Source organism: uncultured Marivirga sp., assembly GCF_963974845.1.
Classification (GTDB): Bacteria; Bacteroidota; Bacteroidia; order Cytophagales; family Cyclobacteriaceae; genus Marivirga; species Marivirga harenae.
Map to the genome: position 1 here is coordinate 191,472 of NZ_CAXBEQ010000005.1, position 19,630 is coordinate 211,101.

General features: G+C 35.3%; 19 protein-coding genes. 5 read left to right on the forward strand and 14 right to left on the reverse strand.

Annotated features, from left to right (window positions below; genetic code table 11):
- Positions 1–11: 11 nt before the first annotated feature.
- The 6 genes from AAC601_RS12710 to AAC601_RS12735 all read right to left on the reverse strand — a co-directional run bounded on the left by AAC601_RS12710 (position 12) and on the right by AAC601_RS12735 (position 6,035).
- Complete coding sequence (locus AAC601_RS12710) at positions 12–1,082, reverse strand: asparaginase (protein WP_303269353.1); 1,071 nt, start codon at positions 1,080–1,082, stop codon at positions 12–14.
- Positions 1,083–1,838 (reverse strand): TatD family hydrolase, encoded by a 756-nt coding sequence (locus AAC601_RS12715; RefSeq protein WP_303269355.1) that lies wholly within the window; start codon positions 1,836–1,838, stop codon positions 1,083–1,085.
- Complete coding sequence (locus AAC601_RS12720; protein ID WP_303269358.1) at positions 1,835–2,944, reverse strand: glycosyltransferase family 2 protein; 1,110 nt, start codon at positions 2,942–2,944, stop codon at positions 1,835–1,837. The genes AAC601_RS12715 and AAC601_RS12720 overlap by 4 nt, the downstream gene beginning before the upstream one ends.
- A complete protein-coding gene (locus tag AAC601_RS12725; protein WP_340153475.1) occupies positions 2,941–3,579 on the reverse strand; it encodes a polysaccharide deacetylase family protein in 639 nt (212 codons plus the stop codon). The genes AAC601_RS12720 and AAC601_RS12725 overlap by 4 nt, the downstream gene beginning before the upstream one ends.
- Positions 3,572–4,804: a PP2C family protein-serine/threonine phosphatase gene (locus AAC601_RS12730; RefSeq protein WP_303269362.1), complete on the reverse strand. Its 1,233-nt coding sequence runs from the start codon at positions 4,802–4,804 to the stop codon at positions 3,572–3,574. The genes AAC601_RS12725 and AAC601_RS12730 overlap by 8 nt, the downstream gene beginning before the upstream one ends.
- A gap of 232 nt (positions 4,805–5,036) precedes the next feature.
- Positions 5,037–6,035: a N(4)-(beta-N-acetylglucosaminyl)-L-asparaginase gene (locus tag AAC601_RS12735; protein ID WP_340153476.1), complete on the reverse strand. Its 999-nt coding sequence runs from the start codon at positions 6,033–6,035 to the stop codon at positions 5,037–5,039.
- A gap of 243 nt (positions 6,036–6,278) precedes the next feature.
- Here AAC601_RS12735 and AAC601_RS12740 point away from each other — a divergent pair, with 243 nt between their 5' ends.
- Positions 6,279–7,196 carry an aminotransferase class IV gene (locus AAC601_RS12740; RefSeq protein WP_340153477.1) on the forward strand — a complete coding sequence of 306 codons (918 nt, stop codon included), beginning with the start codon at positions 6,279–6,281 and terminating at the stop codon, positions 7,194–7,196.
- A complete protein-coding gene (locus AAC601_RS12745; protein ID WP_340153478.1) occupies positions 7,193–7,921 on the forward strand; it encodes a sulfotransferase family protein in 729 nt (242 codons plus the stop codon). The genes AAC601_RS12740 and AAC601_RS12745 overlap by 4 nt, the downstream gene beginning before the upstream one ends.
- A 58-nt stretch (positions 7,922–7,979) precedes the next feature.
- Here AAC601_RS12745 and AAC601_RS12750 read toward each other — a convergent pair whose 3' ends face one another.
- From AAC601_RS12750 to AAC601_RS12765, 4 genes are all read right to left on the reverse strand, one after another.
- Complete coding sequence (locus AAC601_RS12750) at positions 7,980–10,439, reverse strand: leucine-rich repeat domain-containing protein (RefSeq protein ID WP_340153479.1); 2,460 nt, start codon at positions 10,437–10,439, stop codon at positions 7,980–7,982.
- Positions 10,426–11,256: a hypothetical protein gene (locus tag AAC601_RS12755; RefSeq protein WP_340153480.1), complete on the reverse strand. Its 831-nt coding sequence runs from the start codon at positions 11,254–11,256 to the stop codon at positions 10,426–10,428. The genes AAC601_RS12750 and AAC601_RS12755 overlap by 14 nt, the downstream gene beginning before the upstream one ends.
- A complete protein-coding gene (locus AAC601_RS12760; protein WP_303269369.1) occupies positions 11,253–11,837 on the reverse strand; it encodes a hypothetical protein in 585 nt (194 codons plus the stop codon). Before AAC601_RS12760 ends, AAC601_RS12755 begins: the two co-directional genes overlap by 4 nt.
- Positions 11,838–11,962: 125 nt before the next feature.
- A complete protein-coding gene (locus tag AAC601_RS12765) occupies positions 11,963–12,469 on the reverse strand; it encodes a nucleoid-structuring protein H-NS (RefSeq protein ID WP_303269370.1) in 507 nt (168 codons plus the stop codon).
- Positions 12,470–12,829: 360 nt separating this feature from the next.
- Between AAC601_RS12765 and floA the strand changes: the two genes are divergently transcribed.
- The 3 genes from floA to AAC601_RS12780 all read left to right on the forward strand — a co-directional run bounded on the left by floA (position 12,830) and on the right by AAC601_RS12780 (position 16,805).
- Positions 12,830–13,717: a flotillin-like protein FloA gene (gene floA, locus AAC601_RS12770; protein WP_303269371.1), complete on the forward strand. Its 888-nt coding sequence runs from the start codon at positions 12,830–12,832 to the stop codon at positions 13,715–13,717.
- Positions 13,718–13,857: 140 nt separating this feature from the next.
- Positions 13,858–16,302, forward strand: a complete 2,445-nt coding sequence (locus AAC601_RS12775) for a zinc-dependent metalloprotease (RefSeq protein ID WP_303269372.1) — start codon at positions 13,858–13,860, stop codon at positions 16,300–16,302.
- A 77-nt stretch (positions 16,303–16,379) separates the two neighbouring features.
- On the forward strand, positions 16,380–16,805 hold the full coding sequence (locus AAC601_RS12780) for a hypothetical protein (RefSeq protein WP_303269373.1): 426 nt from the start codon (positions 16,380–16,382) through the stop codon (positions 16,803–16,805).
- 131 nt (positions 16,806–16,936) lie between these two features.
- Here AAC601_RS12780 and AAC601_RS12785 read toward each other — a convergent pair whose 3' ends face one another.
- The 4 genes from AAC601_RS12785 to AAC601_RS12800 are packed head-to-tail and all read right to left on the reverse strand — an operon-like array spanning position 16,937 to position 19,591.
- Positions 16,937–17,299, reverse strand: a complete 363-nt coding sequence (locus AAC601_RS12785; protein ID WP_303269375.1) for a DUF3703 domain-containing protein — start codon at positions 17,297–17,299, stop codon at positions 16,937–16,939.
- A 9-nt stretch (positions 17,300–17,308) separates the two neighbouring features.
- Complete coding sequence (locus tag AAC601_RS12790; RefSeq protein ID WP_340153481.1) at positions 17,309–17,566, reverse strand: hypothetical protein; 258 nt, start codon at positions 17,564–17,566, stop codon at positions 17,309–17,311.
- On the reverse strand, positions 17,535–18,671 hold the full coding sequence (locus AAC601_RS12795) for a glycosyltransferase (protein ID WP_340153482.1): 1,137 nt from the start codon (positions 18,669–18,671) through the stop codon (positions 17,535–17,537). Before AAC601_RS12795 ends, AAC601_RS12790 begins: the two co-directional genes overlap by 32 nt.
- Positions 18,668–19,591 (reverse strand): lysylphosphatidylglycerol synthase domain-containing protein, encoded by a 924-nt coding sequence (locus AAC601_RS12800; protein ID WP_303269380.1) that lies wholly within the window; start codon positions 19,589–19,591, stop codon positions 18,668–18,670. Before AAC601_RS12800 ends, AAC601_RS12795 begins: the two co-directional genes overlap by 4 nt.
- Positions 19,592–19,630 lie beyond the last annotated feature (39 nt).

The following is a 19,630-nucleotide window of genomic DNA, read 5'->3' on the forward strand; positions in this document are numbered from 1 at the left end:
CCTCCTTCTATTTATTCCATTTCCCCTCGAAGCGGTTTAATTAGATAGCTTTGTTGCATTTCTTTGGTGTGTGCATGGCTTAACACATACATCATTTTGGTGATTGCAGCTTCGGTTGTGATGTCACTCCCACTTATTACACCAATGGACTGCAAATCCATACTTGTTTGATAACGACCTTGAATCACCTTCCCTCCCATGCACTGTGAAACATTCAAAATCAGAATATCTTTTTCAATGGCTCTATTTAAAGCATCAATAAACCATTTTTCGGTGGGTGCATTCCCAGACCCATAGGTTTCTATTACTAATCCTCTCAAGCCTTCAATAGATAAAATCCCGTCCACTAGGGATTGTGATATTCCAGGAAATACCTTTAAAATGGCTACTTCTTGTTGAATATTCTTTCTAACTTTTAATTCGGCCTCCGTTTGAAATGGCCTTAAAGCTGAAAAATTATATTCTATAATGACTCCAGCTTCAGCCAAAACAGGGTAATTTTCGCTTTGAAATGCATCAAATTGTACGCTTTCAACTTTTTTCGAACGATTCCCTCTAAGTAGAAGATTATCAAAATAGATACAAACTTCAGATACGATGGGTCTATGGTTTAACTTCTGGCTGGCGATCTCTATTGCTGTAATTAAGTTCTCCCTGGCATCGGAACGTGCAGCGCCTATTGGTAATTGAGCACCCGTAAAAATCACGGGTTTATTTAAACCTTCCAACATAAAACTGATTGCTGAAGCAGTGTAGGACATGGTATCCGTCCCATGGATTACAATAAATCCATCGTATTCTTCATAGTAGTCCTCAACCAATCCTGCAATATCATCCCAGTGCTTAGGGCTTACATTGGATGAATCAATCAAATTATGAAACGAAGCCACTGTGATTTTCAGATTAAAATTCTTTAGGGAAGGAACTTCGTCCAAGATATTCTGGAAATCAAAAGGTACTAAAGCTTGATCTTCATTATAAACCATGCCCAAAGTCCCGCCTGTATAGATAATCATCACCGCACTTTCTGGTGCTTTAGGTGTTGCGGTTTCTATATGTATTAGTTTGTATGGCTTTTCCATTTATGCAAATAACTGATTAGCATTTGTTGAAGTAATTTTAACCAATTCTTCTTTGGAAATCTGCTTTAGATCTGCAATTTTTTGTGCAATCAAATCAAGATAAGCCGGTTCATTTCGTTTTCCTCTTTTAGGAGTTGGTGCCAAGTAAGGTGCATCCGTCTCTAAAACGATTCTATTGATATCTATATCAGGAATATGTTCTGCCACCCCCCCATTTTTAAAAGTGACCACCCCACCAATTCCGACAAAAAAATCTAAATCAATCACTTTTTGAGCGTCTACCGCATTTCCAGTAAAGCAATGAAACACACCTTTCAAGGCATCATCTTTCATTTCTTTCACTATTTCGTAGGTTTCATCAAAGGAATCCCTACAATGCAGAATGATGGGAATTTGATGCTTTTTAGCCAACGCAATTTGAATTTTCAGGGCTTCTTTTTGCTCTTCCATCAAGCTTTTATCCCAATAGAAATCCAAGCCGATCTCCCCTACCGCTACAAATTTTCTTTTGTTCAGCCAATCTTCAACCTCGTAAAGCTGTTTTTCAAAATGCTTTTCAATAGAACATGGATGAACGCCCATTGTGGCGATCGTATGGGTGAATCTATCCTCTACTTCCAACATTGGCTCAATTGATTCGTGATCAATATTAGGCATGTAAAATTTCTCAACTCCGGCTTCCACGGCCCTATCCATCATTTCCGGCCTATCCTCATCAAATTTCTCAGCGTATAAATGCGCGTGTGTTTCAATCATCCTTTAGCAAATTTTCTTCCTTTCCATTTTACGGGCAAAGGTAAGAGATAATAGAAAAGAAGTGCAATAGAAATGAAGCCACTGTAGAATTCAAATACAAAAAGATTGCCCAAAGGAACATATTGATTCAATCTTTCTAAAATTTTGTTTATAAATAAACTTTGTAAAGTAATCTTCAAACCAAACAATGGTATAGCCACAAAAGGATTGACAATAATCATTGTTAACATAGCAGGATAATAGAATGCCTGAAAAACTAAAACCATGACCATGAAAGGCGGTAATTTTAGAGCCCCGCTCATCCATCTTTTTCGTTGGTTCATTAAATTCTTAAACCCTTTCACCGCAAATGTCCTAACGAGACTGTCTTCATTGGCTAATTGTTGGTATTTATAACCTTCTTTAGCTACTGCCTGAAACAATGCAAAATCTTCAGTCACAGAAAACGGAATATTTTTATAACCCCCTACTTTGTTGTAAGCTTCTTTACTCACCATCATATTATTGCCCACTGCCGTAACAGGGATCTTCCATCCACTTACTATTTTCACCATACCAAGTGCCAAACTCCAATCTATCATTTGCATACTAGAAAAGAAATCTTTTGCTTTTATAATGGTAAACCCGCTTTGGATTCCAGATCCTTCTTTCCAACATGCTAACTGCTTCATCAACCAACTTGAAGGAACCTCCACATCGGCATCTGTAATCATCATGAATTCTCCTTTAGCTCTTGCTGCCAATTGTTCTAAAACATTGGCTTTTGCATCTAAGTGCTTCACTTTCTCGGTAATGGACAAATAAAAAAAATTATTAGTCTCTTTATCCCATTCCTGTAAGATTTTAGTACTGCCATCAGTTGAGCCATCATCACCCATTAAAACCTCATATTTATCTTTTGGGTAGTCAAGTTTTTCGAGGGAATTAAGAGCGTAATTAACTGTATGGACTTCATCACGGACGGCCATCAGTATGGAAATAAAAGGCAATTCTCCTTCGTAAGGCTTTGGGTTTTCGGCTTTTGGTTTCCACGCCATCCATAATATTAAGTCCATGAAAATTACTAAAAGAATAATAATCAGTAGGCCTAAGAATAGATAGGTCATAGTTTTTTAAATTTGTATCCAATATCGGAAAAATGTTTGAGATACAAAGGTAGGAATTGCAATATTTTATCTTTCGCTTTAAAATTATCGTGAAAAACTATAATACTACCGTTCTCCGAAAACTGAATACTTTTCATGAGTATTTTTTCTGCGGGCAAAGAGATATTGTAATCTTTAGACAGTACATCCCACATGATTAAACGGAACCCTTTTCTTTTCAACTCACGAGCTACTTTAAAATTAATTTGTCCATAAGGAAATCGAAATAGCTTACGTTCTTGATCAATATGCTTTTCTATTTCTCTCTGGCACAGCAATACATTGTTCAAAAAGTCGTCATGACCCGTTTTCCACGCTTTTAAATGATTGAAGGTGTGATTCCCAACGGCATGTCCTTCTCTTAAAATACTTAGGAATATATCAGGATGTTTTCTAACATTATCTCCCACGCAAAAAAATGTAGCTTTGGCATCAAATTGATCTAAAATATTTAAGATTTGTTGTGTTAATTCCGGGATGGGTCCGTCATCAAAAGTAGGGTAAATTAACTTTTCACTGGTATTAATCTTCCACAAAAATGACGGGAACAGATTTTGAATTACATTTGGTGTTTTGAAAAACGCACCATCAAACATGATATTTACAAGCTAATAGCGTGATGTCATCTGACAGAGCTCTTTTGCCAATAAAAGCCTCAATCTCCTTTAAAATGGCATTGATGATTGCTTCAGGAGTGGCAGAAATATAATTACTTAAAATTTCCATTACCCGCTCGGGTCCAAATTCTTCTTCTTGCTCATTGAAGGCTTCAGTCAATCCGTCCGTATAAAGTAAAAGCGTTTGCGGAGTACTAATTTCTGTGCTACCTATTTCTAGAAACGGAATTTCTCTTAATGCTCCCAGTACTAAAGTGCCCGTTTCCAATTTCTCAATTATGCCATCAGAAGATACTAAAAACGGTGGGTTATGACCAGCATTCACATAGGTCAATTTTTTTTCATTCAGATCAATCAATGCAATAAAGCAAGTGATGAAATTCTCTCCATTTGCACTTTCAAAGACTTGATGATTTAAATCATTAATTACTTCTTCTAAATCAGTAGTTTTTCTCAGGAGAGTTCTAAGTGACGCTTGGAAGTTTGACATCAACAAAGCGGCAGGTACGCCTTTTCCTGAAACATCAGCTATACATACTATTTTTCGGTTTTCATCGATTGAAATCCAATCATAATAGTCACCCCCAACTGTGTGATGAGGAGAATAGTGCGCATCGATTTTAAAATGGTCACTTTCTGGTAATGATTTTGGAAATAATAATTGTTGAACTTTTTTGGCAATTTCCATTTCCTTGGCTATCACCTCTTGCTCCAACTTCTCTCTTGCCATTTTCTTGTTTTCGATGGCCACCATGATGATATTAGTCAATGCTTGAATGAAATTCAAATGGTTCTCTATTAATTCCTTCTCCTCTGCATTTGCAACTCCACCTAGAAACACTGTTGCTAATAACTCATTTTTATGGAAAACTGGAATTGCTACTTCAAATTCCTCAAAAGGTGAATCCACTAAGTCTGCTGCGAATAGTATTTGCCTTTTATTAATCAAGTGATTAGTACTATTGTCATCAGCAGAATAGTTCTTGGTGGTCCCAAAAGACAACTTTTGCTCCCACAGTCCATTTTCTTGCACCAATAACATGAGTTTACCAAGCTTCAGATTTGCCCTTAAAGTGAAATTGTAGATTTTATAGAGAGAATCTTCAGCCATATTCTCGTTAATCGCTTGAGTAATTTCAAGCAATGAATTCAGCTCCAATTCTTTGAGTTCGTATCTATTCGCTATGTTTAGGGCAGTATCCATAATTGAAATGTGAAGTTAGCAATTAGAAATGATAAATATAATTTTGAATAAAGAAATGGAAAACAGATTACTTTTAAACTTCAAAATATAATATAAAGTCATGCAATTCTGTCTTGCGAAAAAACTGAAAGTTAGAATACAAATGGACGTTTTGACTTCTTGGAATTAATCAATCAATAATTATGAAAAAACTCCGCTCAAATTGAATTAATAATAACGTCCCGGAACAAGATTATTTTACTAGAAAACCGGCATCTAAAAGTCTATTCCCATTTTTCTCATCCATGACAGCGAAATTAAATCCTTTCTGAAGACAATAAGAGCCAAATTCACCCGACTTATTTAAGGCAATGAAACCAATCTGTGTGGTCGAATAATCTTTTTCTCTAAGCTTAAATTTTTCAAGGATTAGTCGAACAGCGGATTCACATGCAGCTTGTGGTGATTTACCATGCCGCATTTGCTCAACAACTAAATGAGATCCAACCACTCTGATTATCTCTTCTCCGTGACCTGTGGCCACAGCTGCGCCTACTTCATTGTCAACATATAAGCCTGCTCCTATAATTGGGGAATCACCAACTCTTCCGTGCATTTTATAAGCCATGCCACTAGTGGTGCAAGCACCAGATAAATTACCATGAATATCTAAAGCAATCATCCCAATTGTATCATGGTTTTCAATATTTACAACAGGCTGATAATCTGAACTTTTGAGCCATTCTCTCCATTCTTTTTCAGAAGTATTCGTTAATAAATTCTCTTTGGGAAAACCGTGATGTAATGCAAATTTTAGTGCTCCTTCTCCTACTAGCATTACATGTGGGCTTTTTTCCATCACCGCTCTAGCAACAGAAATTGGGTGTTTAATATGTTTCAAACAAGCCACAGACCCTATATTTGCTTTCTCATCCATAATACAAGCGTCTAGAGTCACATTTCCATCTCTATCAGGCCTACCCCCGTATCCAACACTCCGCTCGTCAGGATTGGCTTCTACTCGCTGTACTCCCTTTTCAACTGCATCCAAAGCTCGTCCCTTTTCTCGCAAAATTTCCCACGCATCAGCATTGGCATTAATTCCAAACCTCCAAGTGCTGATGACAATCGGTTTTGTAATTGCATCAGATGGTAAAGAATTAATATTTGACCATGATTTGAAGGGTTTAAATGCAACACCTGCCGCAATTGCCATTCCTGCTTTCAAAAAATTTCTTCTGTATAACTTCATCTCAACACTTTTAAAAATTTAATATATAACTAATTGTGCTATTATTTTCTGTAGCAGTTCTCGATTTAGCAAAAATAATTATAGCATTTAACCACTGTCTCAGGATGAATATAATGAAAAATTGTTTGAATTGGTCTAATTAATATTAGGCATTGAACCAGAGAAAGATCGTGCGAACAACACCATTCCTAAAGCAATTTCTTTTCTGTATTTATTCTTCTAAATTGTGGCAAAAAGAGTAAAATGATATCAGGAACACATAAAGCCGTTGAAGATCCCCGCAATAAGGATATAAAAATCTATATAAATGGGGAATTACTTCCAAGAGAGGATGCAAAAATTTCTGTTTTTGATAGCGGCTACCTGGTTGGGGATGGTATCTGGGAGGCATTCCGCATACACAAAGGAAAAATGCTCTTTGTTCAGCAGCATTTAGACCGTATGTGGCAATCAGCAAAAGTAATTGGATTGCAATTACCATTCACCAAAGAAGAGTTATTGCAAATGGTCCAAAAAACGCTGGATGTTAACAATATGAAAGATCATGTTCATACCAGGGTTATGGTTACTCGAGGAATTAAGAAAACACCTTCTCAAGATCCTAGATTAACTATATCTGGTCCTAATGTAGTGATCATAGCTGAACATAAAATTGCAGCAGAAGATGTTAAGGACAAGGGAATAAGCCTATTTACTTCTACTATTCGCAGAGGATCTCCCGACTATTTGGATCCCAGGTTAAATTGTCATAGTAAATTGCATGAAGTACAAGCTTTAATTCAGGCTTTGGATGCAGGTGCAGATGAAGCACTTATGCTAGATATTCATGGCTTTGTATCAACTTGTAATGCCACAAATTTCTTTATGGTGAAAGACGGAGAGGTGTGGACTTCAACAGGTCAATATTGCATGAATGGAATTACCAGAGCTAATATTATTCAAGTTTGTCAAGAAAATCAGATTGGATGTAAAGAAAAAAACTTCTCTCTGTTTGATGTCTATGGGGCTGATGAATGCTTTGTAACCGGTAGCTTTGGGGGCGTAACTCCCGTTATAAAAATAGATGGAAAAATCATTGGAGAAGGGGTAATAGGATCAAGAACTAAAACGCTAAGCTCGCTTTATCAAGAATTAATCGCAAAAGAAGTCAAAGCCATATGAACAATTCCGTAACTCGCATTTCGCTATGGTCAGGACCTAGAAATATTTCCACAGCATTGATGTATTCATTTGCACAAAGGCCAGACACCAAAGTCTTCGATGAACCCTTGTATTCCTATTATCTCCATAATTCTGATGCTAATGAATATCATCCAGGAGCAAATGAAATCATGGAATCAATGGAGTCTGATGGGAATAAAGTAGTAGATATGATGCTAAATTATGCTGAAAAACCTGTGCTTTTCTTTAAAAACATGACTCATCATTTACTTCCTAGCTTAGACAAGGGATTCATGAAATCTATGGTGAATATAATTCTCACCAGGGACCCCGTAGAAATGTTGCCTTCATTTGCTGAGGTTATTGAAAACCCGTCTATAAAAGATGTTGGCTACAAAATGCATTTAGATATTGTAGAACATTTACAAGAAATGAATTTACCAGTTATTGTGGTAGATTCTAAATCCATATTGCTTAATCCTGAAAAACAGCTAAAAAAATTATGTAAAGCAATTGGAATACCCTTTGATCCTGCAATGCTGAAATGGTCAAAAGGTGCGATTTCAGAAGACGGAATCTGGGCTCCATATTGGTATAAAAATATTCATCAATCAACCAGCTTTAAGCCGTACAGTCCAAAAAGCTTTCCTTTTCCAGAAAAATTAAAACCTCTATTAGCTGAGTGTCAGCCCTATTACAATCAATTAAGTCAGATGGCGGTATAATTCATCAAATAGAGAATTAACCTTCTTTTATTGAAGCTTCTTCTTTTCGAAAAAATGATCAATAAAATCTCACTTCACAGTCAGGATGGTCTTCTTGAAATTTATTGAGGCTGAACTGAAAGATGCGAGTGTTATAGCAAATGAAATTGTCTAAATCATTTACTAAAGAAAGTTTACCAATCCAACGAACTTGGGTACTGGAAATATCGAGATACTTTAAACTGGTTAAGCCTTCTAATCCTTTTAGATTTCTTACTTGGGTTCCCGCCAGACTCAAATACACAAGACTCTGGACTTCTTCTAATGGTTGAAGATTAGATACGGCTGAAAAATCCAAAACTAACTTTTCTAAGAAAATTAGCTGACTTAAAGGATCTAAATTTTCAATGGGACTTTCTTTAATGCTTAATTCCTTCACCTCTTTGATGGAAGTAATACTTTCCAAACTATTTAGCTCTACCCTATTTAAATGAACATTTTCCAATAAAATAAATTGAGCTAATGGAAATAAATCTTGAATACCTTCATCTTCAATAACTATACTATTTAAAGCAGTCAGGTCATGAAGCTCTTTGATAGAAGGCCGATTACTAAGTGGAAATTGCAATCTAAAAATGGCTTTCCAAGTGTCATCTAACGCATCCCACCAAGCCTGTAAAGCTTTTCCATCATAAATAATGCTAGTTTTCGAGCTTTTGTTATCGAAGAATTTACCAACCACCTCTTTCTTGATTCCATTCCCATCTACATTCAAGTCCTTCAGATTATTCAGTTTTGTTAATTGCAAAAACTGCTCTTCTGAGAGCTGATTCTGAGCAAGATTCAAGCTATTCAGCTTCTTTAAGCGAACAATTGATTTTACGGATTTTAAACCGCTGTTTTCTACCTCTAAAACATTCAGTGATGTTAATCCTTCAATTGGCGTTAAATTACTAAGTTGATTGTTCGAAATTGATAAATATCGCAAACGGGAGAACTTTTTGATAGGATTTAAATCACTAAGTCCTCTATTATTAAGATTTAAACTGTCTTTCAACAATAATTTTGTTAAATGCTCTTTTTGCGGATTTTCCAAAGTAATACCCTCTAAATAGACTTCTAGAGCTGCTTTCCAATCGCTATTTAGGTTTTTCCACCACTCAGATAATTCTTCAGAGTTTACCACTAAAAGTTTGCTCGGGTTTGAATCAATAAATTCATTAATTTCTTTTTCTGAAACAAAAGTGTTATCAGCATAAATTTTTTCTAAAGAGCTGAGCTTATTTAGTACTTTTAAATTCTCCACTTGGGTGTTATTCACATTAAGAGACGTGAGTTCTTGATAGTTTTCCAACGGACTCAGATCTGAGATGAACGCAAAAGATATATCTAAATCTCGCAGGGTTTTAGGGCTCATTTTTGCAGTCAATTGAGACAAGTTACTCTTGGACAAATTAAGTTCCTCGAGTTTCACCATTTCATTAAAAACATCTGGCTGATTAAAAAAGGTCTGGCTTAAATCTAATTTAACAAGGTTTTTAAATTTTCCTAGTACTTCAAAATCTCTTATATCAGCACCATTCAAATACAATTCGGTAAGTGCGTTCAAATTTTCAAGAGCTGCTATTTTTTGTACTGGCGTAAAAGAAACATCAAGTATCCTTAACTTCTCAGCATAGCGCAAAAAACTTAAATCTTCAATTGTAGTGTAAGAAATATCTAAATGTCTAAGTTCGGTTAAACTGCTCAATGGGGATATATTTTCAATTTTTGTATGGCTAAGATCTACATACTCTAAATCGACTAGAAAACTTAAAGGCTCAAGGCTAACTATAAAATCATTATCGGCCAAATCAATTGAATCTAGAGAAGCTATTGAATTGAGCTTATCTATTTCGACACTATCCCCTTCTATCTCAAACTTGTTTCTAAATATATTCTTCCAACCTAAAGAAAGATTATTCCACCATTCCTTTATGGCTTCATCCCTACTTACTTTTGTTGTATAAATGCTGGCAATCTGCAGTTCATCTGATTCTTTATCCAAATTTATTTCTACAAATCGAGTTTTAGTATTTAGTATTGATTCTCCCTCAATACCTGTTGCTTTTAATGTTCTATTGAGCTCAATTTTGAAAGATAGACCTCCATTATCTCTTAGAAAAGCTGCTGTTGTTTTAATATCAAAATCGAAGTTGGCATCTTCAAAAAAGAAATCAATATCCTTTAGATAAGCCGTAACATCTTTATTGATCAATACTTTACGATTCTCGGATAAATCATCCTCAATTTGTACTTTACTATCTCTGAAAATCTTTAAATAACTCTCTCTGATAATAACATCTTTATCACGATGACTTGCATCCTTACTACCCAATGTGTTTAGTAAATATTCCAAAAACCGTACTTGATCTTCTGCTTTAGATTGATAGGATTCAATTTCTTGCTTTTCAAATCCCTTAATCTCCTGAGCGGAAAGTTTATAAATTTGAAGAAAAATCAAACCTACTAGTAAAAAAAAGACACTATTTAGCCTCATATATAAATGCTTTCAGTTTTGTAACATCTTCCTTTTGGACTGGTGTCAAGTCCGAAATTAACCATCCGCTATTATAGCCTTTACGATTATATTCTGCGATTTGAAAATACCAGCCTTCACATTGAAAAAAATGAAATCTACTTGTGGTAACTGTTTTGAATTGAATACTTTTGGAAGCCATTTCATATAAAAAAATAGACAATGGATCCACTTTGAATTCATCTGAAGTGAAATCCACAGCATTTTTTTGTTTTAAAGATTTATGCAAGTTCATAAAATCTAATTCATGACTCATGGGGTGTAAAAACGCTTTTTCTTCGCTTTTGCTCTTATTAAAAAATTGCTGATAGTGAGCTGAAGACACTTGTTCCAAAACCCATTCGTAACCTTCTCTTTCTTCTTGAATTTTAAAGAAAAGCAAAATATTCTCCTCTTTTCCGTTTCTGGTAAACACTGCATTCACTTCAGCAAACCATCCATCCTGTCGAAAATTCAAAAATTGAGGATTTGTCTTGTCCGTCACATCGCTTATGAATTTCCTTTTCTGTTCATTTGAGAGATTTCGATTTTGGCGATCAAAAAGCAAACTGATATAGTCCTCTCGTAAAGTGGAGGATCGAAATGATTTATCAGATTCATAAAACCGTTTTCCCTTCTGATCTTCTTCCCCATTAAATCGTCTGAAAAACTGATTCACCTGCTTGGTGGAAGCATACAATTCACTCTCATCGCGAGAACTTCCATCTTCCTGCACAATTTGCGCAGGAAGATAGAGAGTTACACATAAAAATATGTTAAGAAAAAGGATTCGTATCATGAAGAAGTTTCTGTCACTCGAATATCACCCAGCATCACATCCCAAAACTCTATGGTTCTACCAGAAATTTGAGTCTTCTTTTTCTCTACGTAAATGGTAATGTCTTTTTTAGTGGTGTCTTTGTAATTCAATCCGTCATCAGAAGTACCTTCGAAACGCTGATAGACTGTTACAACTCCCACATATTTACCATCTGGTTGTTTTTCCAAGTCACTAATATAATGAATATCATACCAGCTAATTTTAACCTTATCGTAGTTCAAAGCCATCAACCGCTCAAAGTACTTCCTTACTTTGTAATACTCTACTTCCTCGGTAGTCAGTGAAGAAACACCCATTTCGCTTTCAGGAGCAAATAGTTCTTCTGCTCTGTCCATTACCCTATTAGCTTCAGAATAGGCCGTTTTTTTATCACCGATGATGCTTATATATTTACTTAAATCTCTAACTTTCTCTAAAGCTAAAGAATCAATGGCTTGTTTTCTTTGAGGAGATACATCATCAGTTTGTGCAGTAGCACCAAAAGAAAAACTTACTACAAGCGCTGTAATTGCTATATATTTTAATTTTAATCTTTTCATTATTTTAATTTTAGGTAGTTTGAAATATAATCTAATAATCTATACAATGAGGACTTAAAGTAAAGTACTGTCAATTAAATAGTTATAAGATTTACAAATGCAATTGTCAAATAATCACTTATCAATTATTTACGAATCAATTCAAGTTCCATGATTCTACCTTTATCGTTAGTTTTCACCTTGTAGATTTCATTCAGGTTCTTACCCTGATCTTTTAAATAGTTCATGTAATCCAAAATATTTGTTGGCTGGTCGTAATCCTTCAAACCATCAGCGGATTCATTAATTATAATGAGCACAGGCACATCAGGAGATGCGAACATAGATTTTGCTTCATTAATATTCCTATTGGCTTGGGCCGTATTATCTGAAGAATTGGCAATCGCATTGAAGTATTCACTTAATTTCCTAGATAATTCCTCCTCAGAAATCTTCTTATCTTTGGCATTTTCTGAAGTGCCCGCTTCCCCTAAATTCACTGAGACATTGTCAGGCTTTTCCTGTTGCTCTTCGGTAGTGGCCGTATCTTTAGATGCGTCCGCTACTTTCTTACTACTCTTACAAGCAAATAAGCCTGCACTCAAAATCAAACATAAGGCACTGAGCCTAAAAATAGATTTCAATTTATTCATTTCATACAATTGTTTAGTACAGCCCTAGTAACGTATAATTAGCAAAAAGTTATATTAATCGATAAAAATAATTGCTTTATCGACAAGATCAGATGATTGGTAAAATTATATGTTACCAGCCAAAAACATATACTTACCAAAAAAACAATTGCATGACCCTATGTGAATTTTTTTTGGTTATAATCGAGTACAAAAAATACTTCACTTTTTACATAGCAACTCTTCAAGCAGATAGAATTACTTAACTAATCAATGTTTCAATAGCGGAAAAGAAAACTCCTTAGTAAAAATAAAATAATTCAAGAAAAAATATCACAGCAATTTACTACCTTTCACCGCACTTAATAACGCTGATATCCCATGGCATTAAATTCTATTATCCTACTAGTTGCCATTTTGGTCGGCATATGGTTATTCTTATTCATATTTCCTGTTAATATCTGGATTACTGCCATTTTCTCAGGGGTTAAGATCAATTTACTGGAATTGGTATTCATGAGATTTAGGAAGGTACCACCAGTCCTTATTGCTAATTCGATGATAAACGCGACAAAAGCAGGAATTTTGGATGTTACCACTGAAGAAATGGAAACCCACTATCTCGCCAATGGAAATCTACCCAATGTGATTAAAGCTTTGATCGTAGCAGACAAAGCAAATTTAAGACTGACTTTCAAACAGGCAACAGCAATAGATTTGGCAGGCAGAGATGTTTTACAAGCAGTTCAGGTATCAGTGACTCCCTATGTAATCATTGTACCTGCCATTACTGGGGTATCGCTAGATGGAATCCAATTGGTAGCTGTGGCAAGGGTAACCGTTAGGACTAATCTGGAGAGACTTGTTGGTGGTGCAGGAGAAGAAACCATAAAAGCAAGAGTTGGACAAGGTGTTATTTCATGCATTGGAACTGCGAAAACTTACTATGAAGTATTAGAAAACCCTGAAAACATTTCCAAAAAAGTATTGGCCGATGGATTAGACTCGGGTACAGCATTTGAAATCTTATCTATTGATATAGCCGATATCGACATCGGAAAAAATATTGGAGCTTTCTTGCAGATCGACCAAGCAGCTGCTGATCTCAATATCGCTAAAGCTAAAGCCGAAAAACGAAGGGCGATGGCAGTCGCGCTGGAGCAGGAAATGCTGGCTCGTGTCCAAAAAGCAAAAGCTTCAGTAATCAAAGCTGAGGCTGAAATACCTGTTGCTTTATCTGGAGCTTTTAGGACAGGTCGTTTTTATTGAAAAGAAAGTTTTGAATTTGTCAATTTGGTATCAAGAAAGACCTTATGGATCAAAAAGTGAACTTATCGATTGACCATTTGAATAATTCCGTCAATATGTTTTAAGATATTTTTTTACCTTTCAGAAAATAAAAAAATACTATGAAGCATTATTTCTATATTTTCATTTTACTTTTTGCGGTTTCATGTAACGCCTTGAAAAACAATCAAACTACTGAGCCTGAATTATCTAAATACGATAAATTAATAAAGGGGAAAGAGAAATTCAGTGGATTTATAAATTACTACTGGGATCCAGAAAAGGGTAAAATATACCTTGAGATTGATAAATTAAATGAAGAACTCATATATGTAACCTACTTGTCTGCGGGTTTAGGATCCAATGATATTGGCTTAGACAGAGGACAAATTGGTAATTCCAAAATCATTAAATTTGAGAAGATCGGAAATAAAATCATGGTTTTTGAACCAAATTATAAATTCCGAGCCAACACTGATAATGCAGCAGAGAAAAAAGCCGTTAAAGATGCATTTTCCCATTCCATCATTCACGGATTTGAAATTGAAGCCTCTAATGATTGGTCACATTTAGTCGATGCCACTGATTTTTTTATCCGAGATGCACATGGTGTAAGTAAAAGATTAAAGCAATCAAATGAGGGGGCTTTTAGTTTAGATAAGAGTCGTTCAGTATTCAATATAGAGGGTTCAGGTAATTTTCCTGAAAATACGGAACTTGATTTTTGGATTTCATTTAATGGGGAAGCAAAAGGCAGGGAAATTTATTCTGTAACTCCTGATGCTGATAATATTACCGTTCGACAGCACCACTCATTTGTGCAATTGCCTGATGATGGATACCAGCCAAGAAAATTTGACCCAAGAGCAGGATATTTCGGCACAACCTATAAGGATTATGCCGTTCCGATCAACGAAGACATCAATCAAAGACTGATCAACCGACATAGATTACAAAAGAAAGAGCCAGCAGCAGCAAAAAGCGAGGCTGTTGAACCAATCATCTATTATTTGGATCCTGGGACACCAGAACCAGTTCGTTCAGCATTGTTGGATGGAGCCAGATGGTGGAATCAAGCATTTGAAGCTGCGGGCTACAAAAATGCTTTCCAAGTTGAAATGCTACCAGAAGGTGTAGATCCTTTGGATATCCGATATAATGTAATTCAATGGGTACACCGGTCATCACGCGGTTGGAGCTATGGCGCTAGTGTGACTGACCCTAGAACCGGAGAAATTATCAAAGGACATGTAAGCTTAGGTTCATTAAGAGTTAGACAGGACTTCCTAATTGCAGAGGGATTATTAGCGCCTTACGATAAAACCGGTAAAAACGATGCCATGGAAGCAATGGCATTGGCTAGAATCAGGCAATTATCAGCTCATGAAATTGGTCATACTATCGGTTTAGCTCACTCTTATTCTTCAAGCACTGAAAATGATGCTTCTGTGATGGATTATCCTCACCCAAATGTAGAATTAGACGAAAAAGGAAATATCACCCTTGATAATGCCTATGCTGAAAATATTGGTCTGTGGGATAAATACGCCATTCGTTATGGTTATGAAGAAATACCTTCTGGTAAAAATGAAGAGCAATACTTGAAAAGTATTATAAACGAAGCCAATGAGAAGGGATTAACTTTTATTTCCGATAGAGATGCAAGGGCAACTGGTGGTGCTCATCCATATGCTCATTTATGGGACAATGGCAAAGATCCAGTAGTTCAACTAAACCATTTGCTCAATGTAAGGCAAAAAGCACTTTCCAAATTTGGCGAAAATGTTATTCAATACGACAAACCGTTGGCACAAATTCAAGAAGCTTTAATTCCGATCTATTTTCTTCATCGCTATCAAGCAGAAGCAACTTCAAAGCTGATTGGAGGATTAGATTACTCTTATAAAATGAGGGATGATAATTTAAAGGAAATGAGAATTGTTCCAGCTGAATGGCAATTAGAAGCAGCTAATAGTTTAGCCAACTCTGTTACCGCTGAAAACTTAGCGTTACCAGAACAATTATTAAATACATTATATCCTAGACCTTTAGGTTATTATGATGGTAGAGAACTTTTAAATGGAAGAACAGGATTGACTTTTGATGCAATTGGTGCTGCAGAACAAGCTTCATCAATGGTTTTTGACCTTCTTATGCATCCTCAAAGATTAAGTAGATTAGTGGAATATCATGCAAGGGATAAAAAATATCCTGGGATTCAGGAAACTATGGATATCTTTCAGGCTACTTTATTTAGTTCAAAAGTGAATAATGACTATCAGGAAGCAATACAATTGACAACTCAATCTGTTTTTGTGAATAAATTGATGAGCAGTGTTCAAAAAGGAAGTCTTTCTCCTTTGGCCAGGGCGGAGCTGCTTGTGGTTTTACGTGATATTTCATCTAAATTGTCTAAACCTAATTACCGAGACAGCAAATTAAAGAAAGCTCAAAATCAAATGCTTGCAACTCAAATTAAACTATTTATGGAATCACCTGAGGAGTATGATATCGCACCTATTCCTGCACTTCCACCTGGTAGTCCGATTGGAAGTTGTGATTATTAAAAAATACATGATAAAATATTTTAATTACATCTAACGTTAAAGTTGAAATATTTTATCATGTATTAAATTGAACCACAATGAAGTTAATTTGTATTCTAGCATTAAGCCTTTTACCCGCTTTATCATTTTCACAATCCATCGTAAGCTATCATCAATCGCCAAATGGTGGAGAGCTGGCTTATGCATATGAGATCAATGATAAATTTAGACCAGAAATCAGACTTTATCCCAATACTTTGATAGAAAACTTGTATTTGAAATTGATGCTAAACTATGATTTTGTCAAAAAAGAATCATTTGAGTTTTACAGCGGCCTATCCGCATTTACAGGAATTGAGGAGGATATAACCTTAGTTATTCCTGTTGGACTAAATCTTTATCCTTTTGAGAACAAGAGTTTTGGCTTTCTAATGGAATTCTCACCTAGCTTTCCTTTTGATGGATTTGGAGCGTATTTTGGGGGAAGTTGGGGAATTAGATATAAGTTCAATAAAAAAGAATAATATAACATAATTCAAACTTGAGTAGAATAGGTAACTGGCCTATTGCGCATATGGGTTTATTTTCGCTCCATAATCTTTCAGGTTTGAAGCACTATTAGCTAACTTCTATGCTTACTATTGCTTTGCAGGAATTAAGCTTTTTCCAAGATCAACTGTAAGTCAGAAGGAATTTCCATTGGTTGCAATGGTGGTACATTAGCACCTCCTGTATTTCCAACGGGAATTTTTCCGACAAAAGATTTTACTCCGCCCACCAATAGCCTTGGAATTTGACCTACAATTTCTTTAAAATCTTTGATCTTAAATCCAAAGTTCAACATTAACCAATGCACATAGGAATGTTGAAAGGGAAATGCCTGTCCAATGATGTGGGCTCGTTCTAAATGCCTCCAAGCAAGTTGGTAATGCTGTGCATTAAGTTTCATTCTAAATTCGCTAAGTTCCTTCTCATAGTAAGGCCTTAAACCATCCGGAAATTTATAGTTAAAGTTCATACTGATATTTTAAAATCCATTATGTTCCAATAATCCCTTTTTAGTAGCTAAAAAATAAAGATCATTCCAAGGGACTGAATTTCTATCTTTGATTTGATGTGGATATTCTTCATCATGATTGACCAAAATCTTTATGTACTCCTTTTGATTTAGAGCTAATAGATGCATTTGAAGAGATTCATTTTCCCAACCCAAAGCATCCTTTACTTCATTATAGGATTGCACAAAATACAATTCATCCATTAAATCGATTTCCTGATCGTTCATTACTATTATATTTTCTTTCTTTCCAACTGTAGCTCCCAAAATTGGCTAATAGACCAAATATCACAACATAAAAACTATAAAACAACTGCAATAAACCAAAAGCGAATAAACTAAACTTTTGTTTTTGAGACTTTAGAATAAGTGAAATAAATAGCCCTTCCGTAAGAATTTTAAAAATAATGATCGGTAAAAGAATCAAAAATTCAAAGTTAATTAAACTATAAAAGACAGCCGTGATATAAATTAAATGAAAGGACCATACCGATAATGCAGGTAAACTGTCTTTCAAGTTAGCCGTAGCACTCCATTTAGCAGCCCAACGCTTTCTTTGTTTATAAAACAGATTTAAATTTTCCGGAGCAATTGTTTCGACTACCGCTTCCTTTTGAAAAAATATACCACCAGGATATTCAGATTTAATTTTCTGCAACAAGAAAATATCATCCCCAGATGGTATTGCTAAATTATCAGCATAGGGGTTTAGTTCTTCAAAGATGGATTTTCTAACAGCCAAATTGGCACCATTTGCCATGCTAGGATTACCGAGCTCGATACTGACTGCACCCGTTCCTATCAAAGGTGCAAATTCTATTTGAAATATTTTGGATTGGAAATTATTAGACTTGAACACGACACTCCCACTAACTAACTGAATTTTCTCAATTTCGAAGGGTGCCTGCATATTCTTTACCCAATCCACTGGAAAAACACAATCTGCATCGGAAGTCAAAATGATCTCTGCCTCTGCATGTTTAATACCCTCTGCAATAGCTGATTTTTTTCCATTTAAGATTCCATACAGACTAAGGACTATAATCTTAAAGGGAAAATTAGCTTCAAAGGATTGAATGATTTTTTTGAAATCATCATTAGAATGATCATTAATCAAAATCACTTCCAATAATTCCTCTGGATAATCTAAACCAGACAGACTTTTGAGCAAACTATCTAAATTTTTGGACTCATTCCTAAAAGGAATTATTATTGCTACGGATTTAAGTTCTCCACTTTCATTTAATTGAGGCAAACTCTTCCATGTTTTAGAGGCGAAAAGCAAGGCTAATCCATAGAGCATAATAACTAAAGAGAAAAATGCAAAAATCACGTATTTTTCAATTTAAGTTGAGGAATAAAAAATAATCCCACTAATGCGGGCAAAGCAATATTTATCAGCCATAAAATCAACCCAGAGGCGATAATCGGTGCAACTTCTACATTTAGACTGTCGAAGAATAAGGCTACGCTAAATTCCCTAATTCCCAAATCACTTAAGAAATTAAAAGTTGGGAGAACGGATTTAGCTAAAAACATGAAAGCTATACCCATAAATTGTAGAAAGACATCGATTTTTAGGTTCAAAACAGATAACAAGAGTAGAAATTGAGTACTAAAGATTAAGTACCTGAGAAAGGATAGCCCCGTTAAAATGGTGATCAGTTTGAAGCCCATCCTGTTGACAGGCTCGATATATTCGTGAATTTTTGGGTGTTTTCGCTTCAAGAATAAGAGAATGAAAATAATTATAATTATAAAACCCAAAATGCTTAAAAATGGATAAGTGATAGAAAAAGGAATTTCAATCTCGACCAAGCTCCTCTGAGAATAAATGAATAAGGCTAACAACCCAAACAAAGCAGTAGGTAGCATTTGCATCATGCGAGAAATTAAGATCAATCCTAATGCCTTTTTCCGGTCTTGATGAGTTATTGAAAACACTTTAGCGAAATAATCTCCTATGGCGTGGGGTGTCACAAATCCAAGTGCGACTCCCGCCAAAACCCCAATTACTGCATTTGACATCGTGATTTGGGTAATAGGTTGAATGGAGTATTTCCATTTCAAAACTTCCATCAACCAATTAAATGGCATTAGGAATATGACTACAAACAAAACAACTATATTTTGATTAAATAATTTGAAGGCAGCAATAAAGCCTGATGGGTCTGCACTAATTTTTTCATATAAAAAAATCAGCACCAATAGTGTTATAAAGACTTTAAGGCCAATCAGCAGATATTTTTTCAAGCTTCTGTATAAAAATTAAAAAACCACCATACAATGATG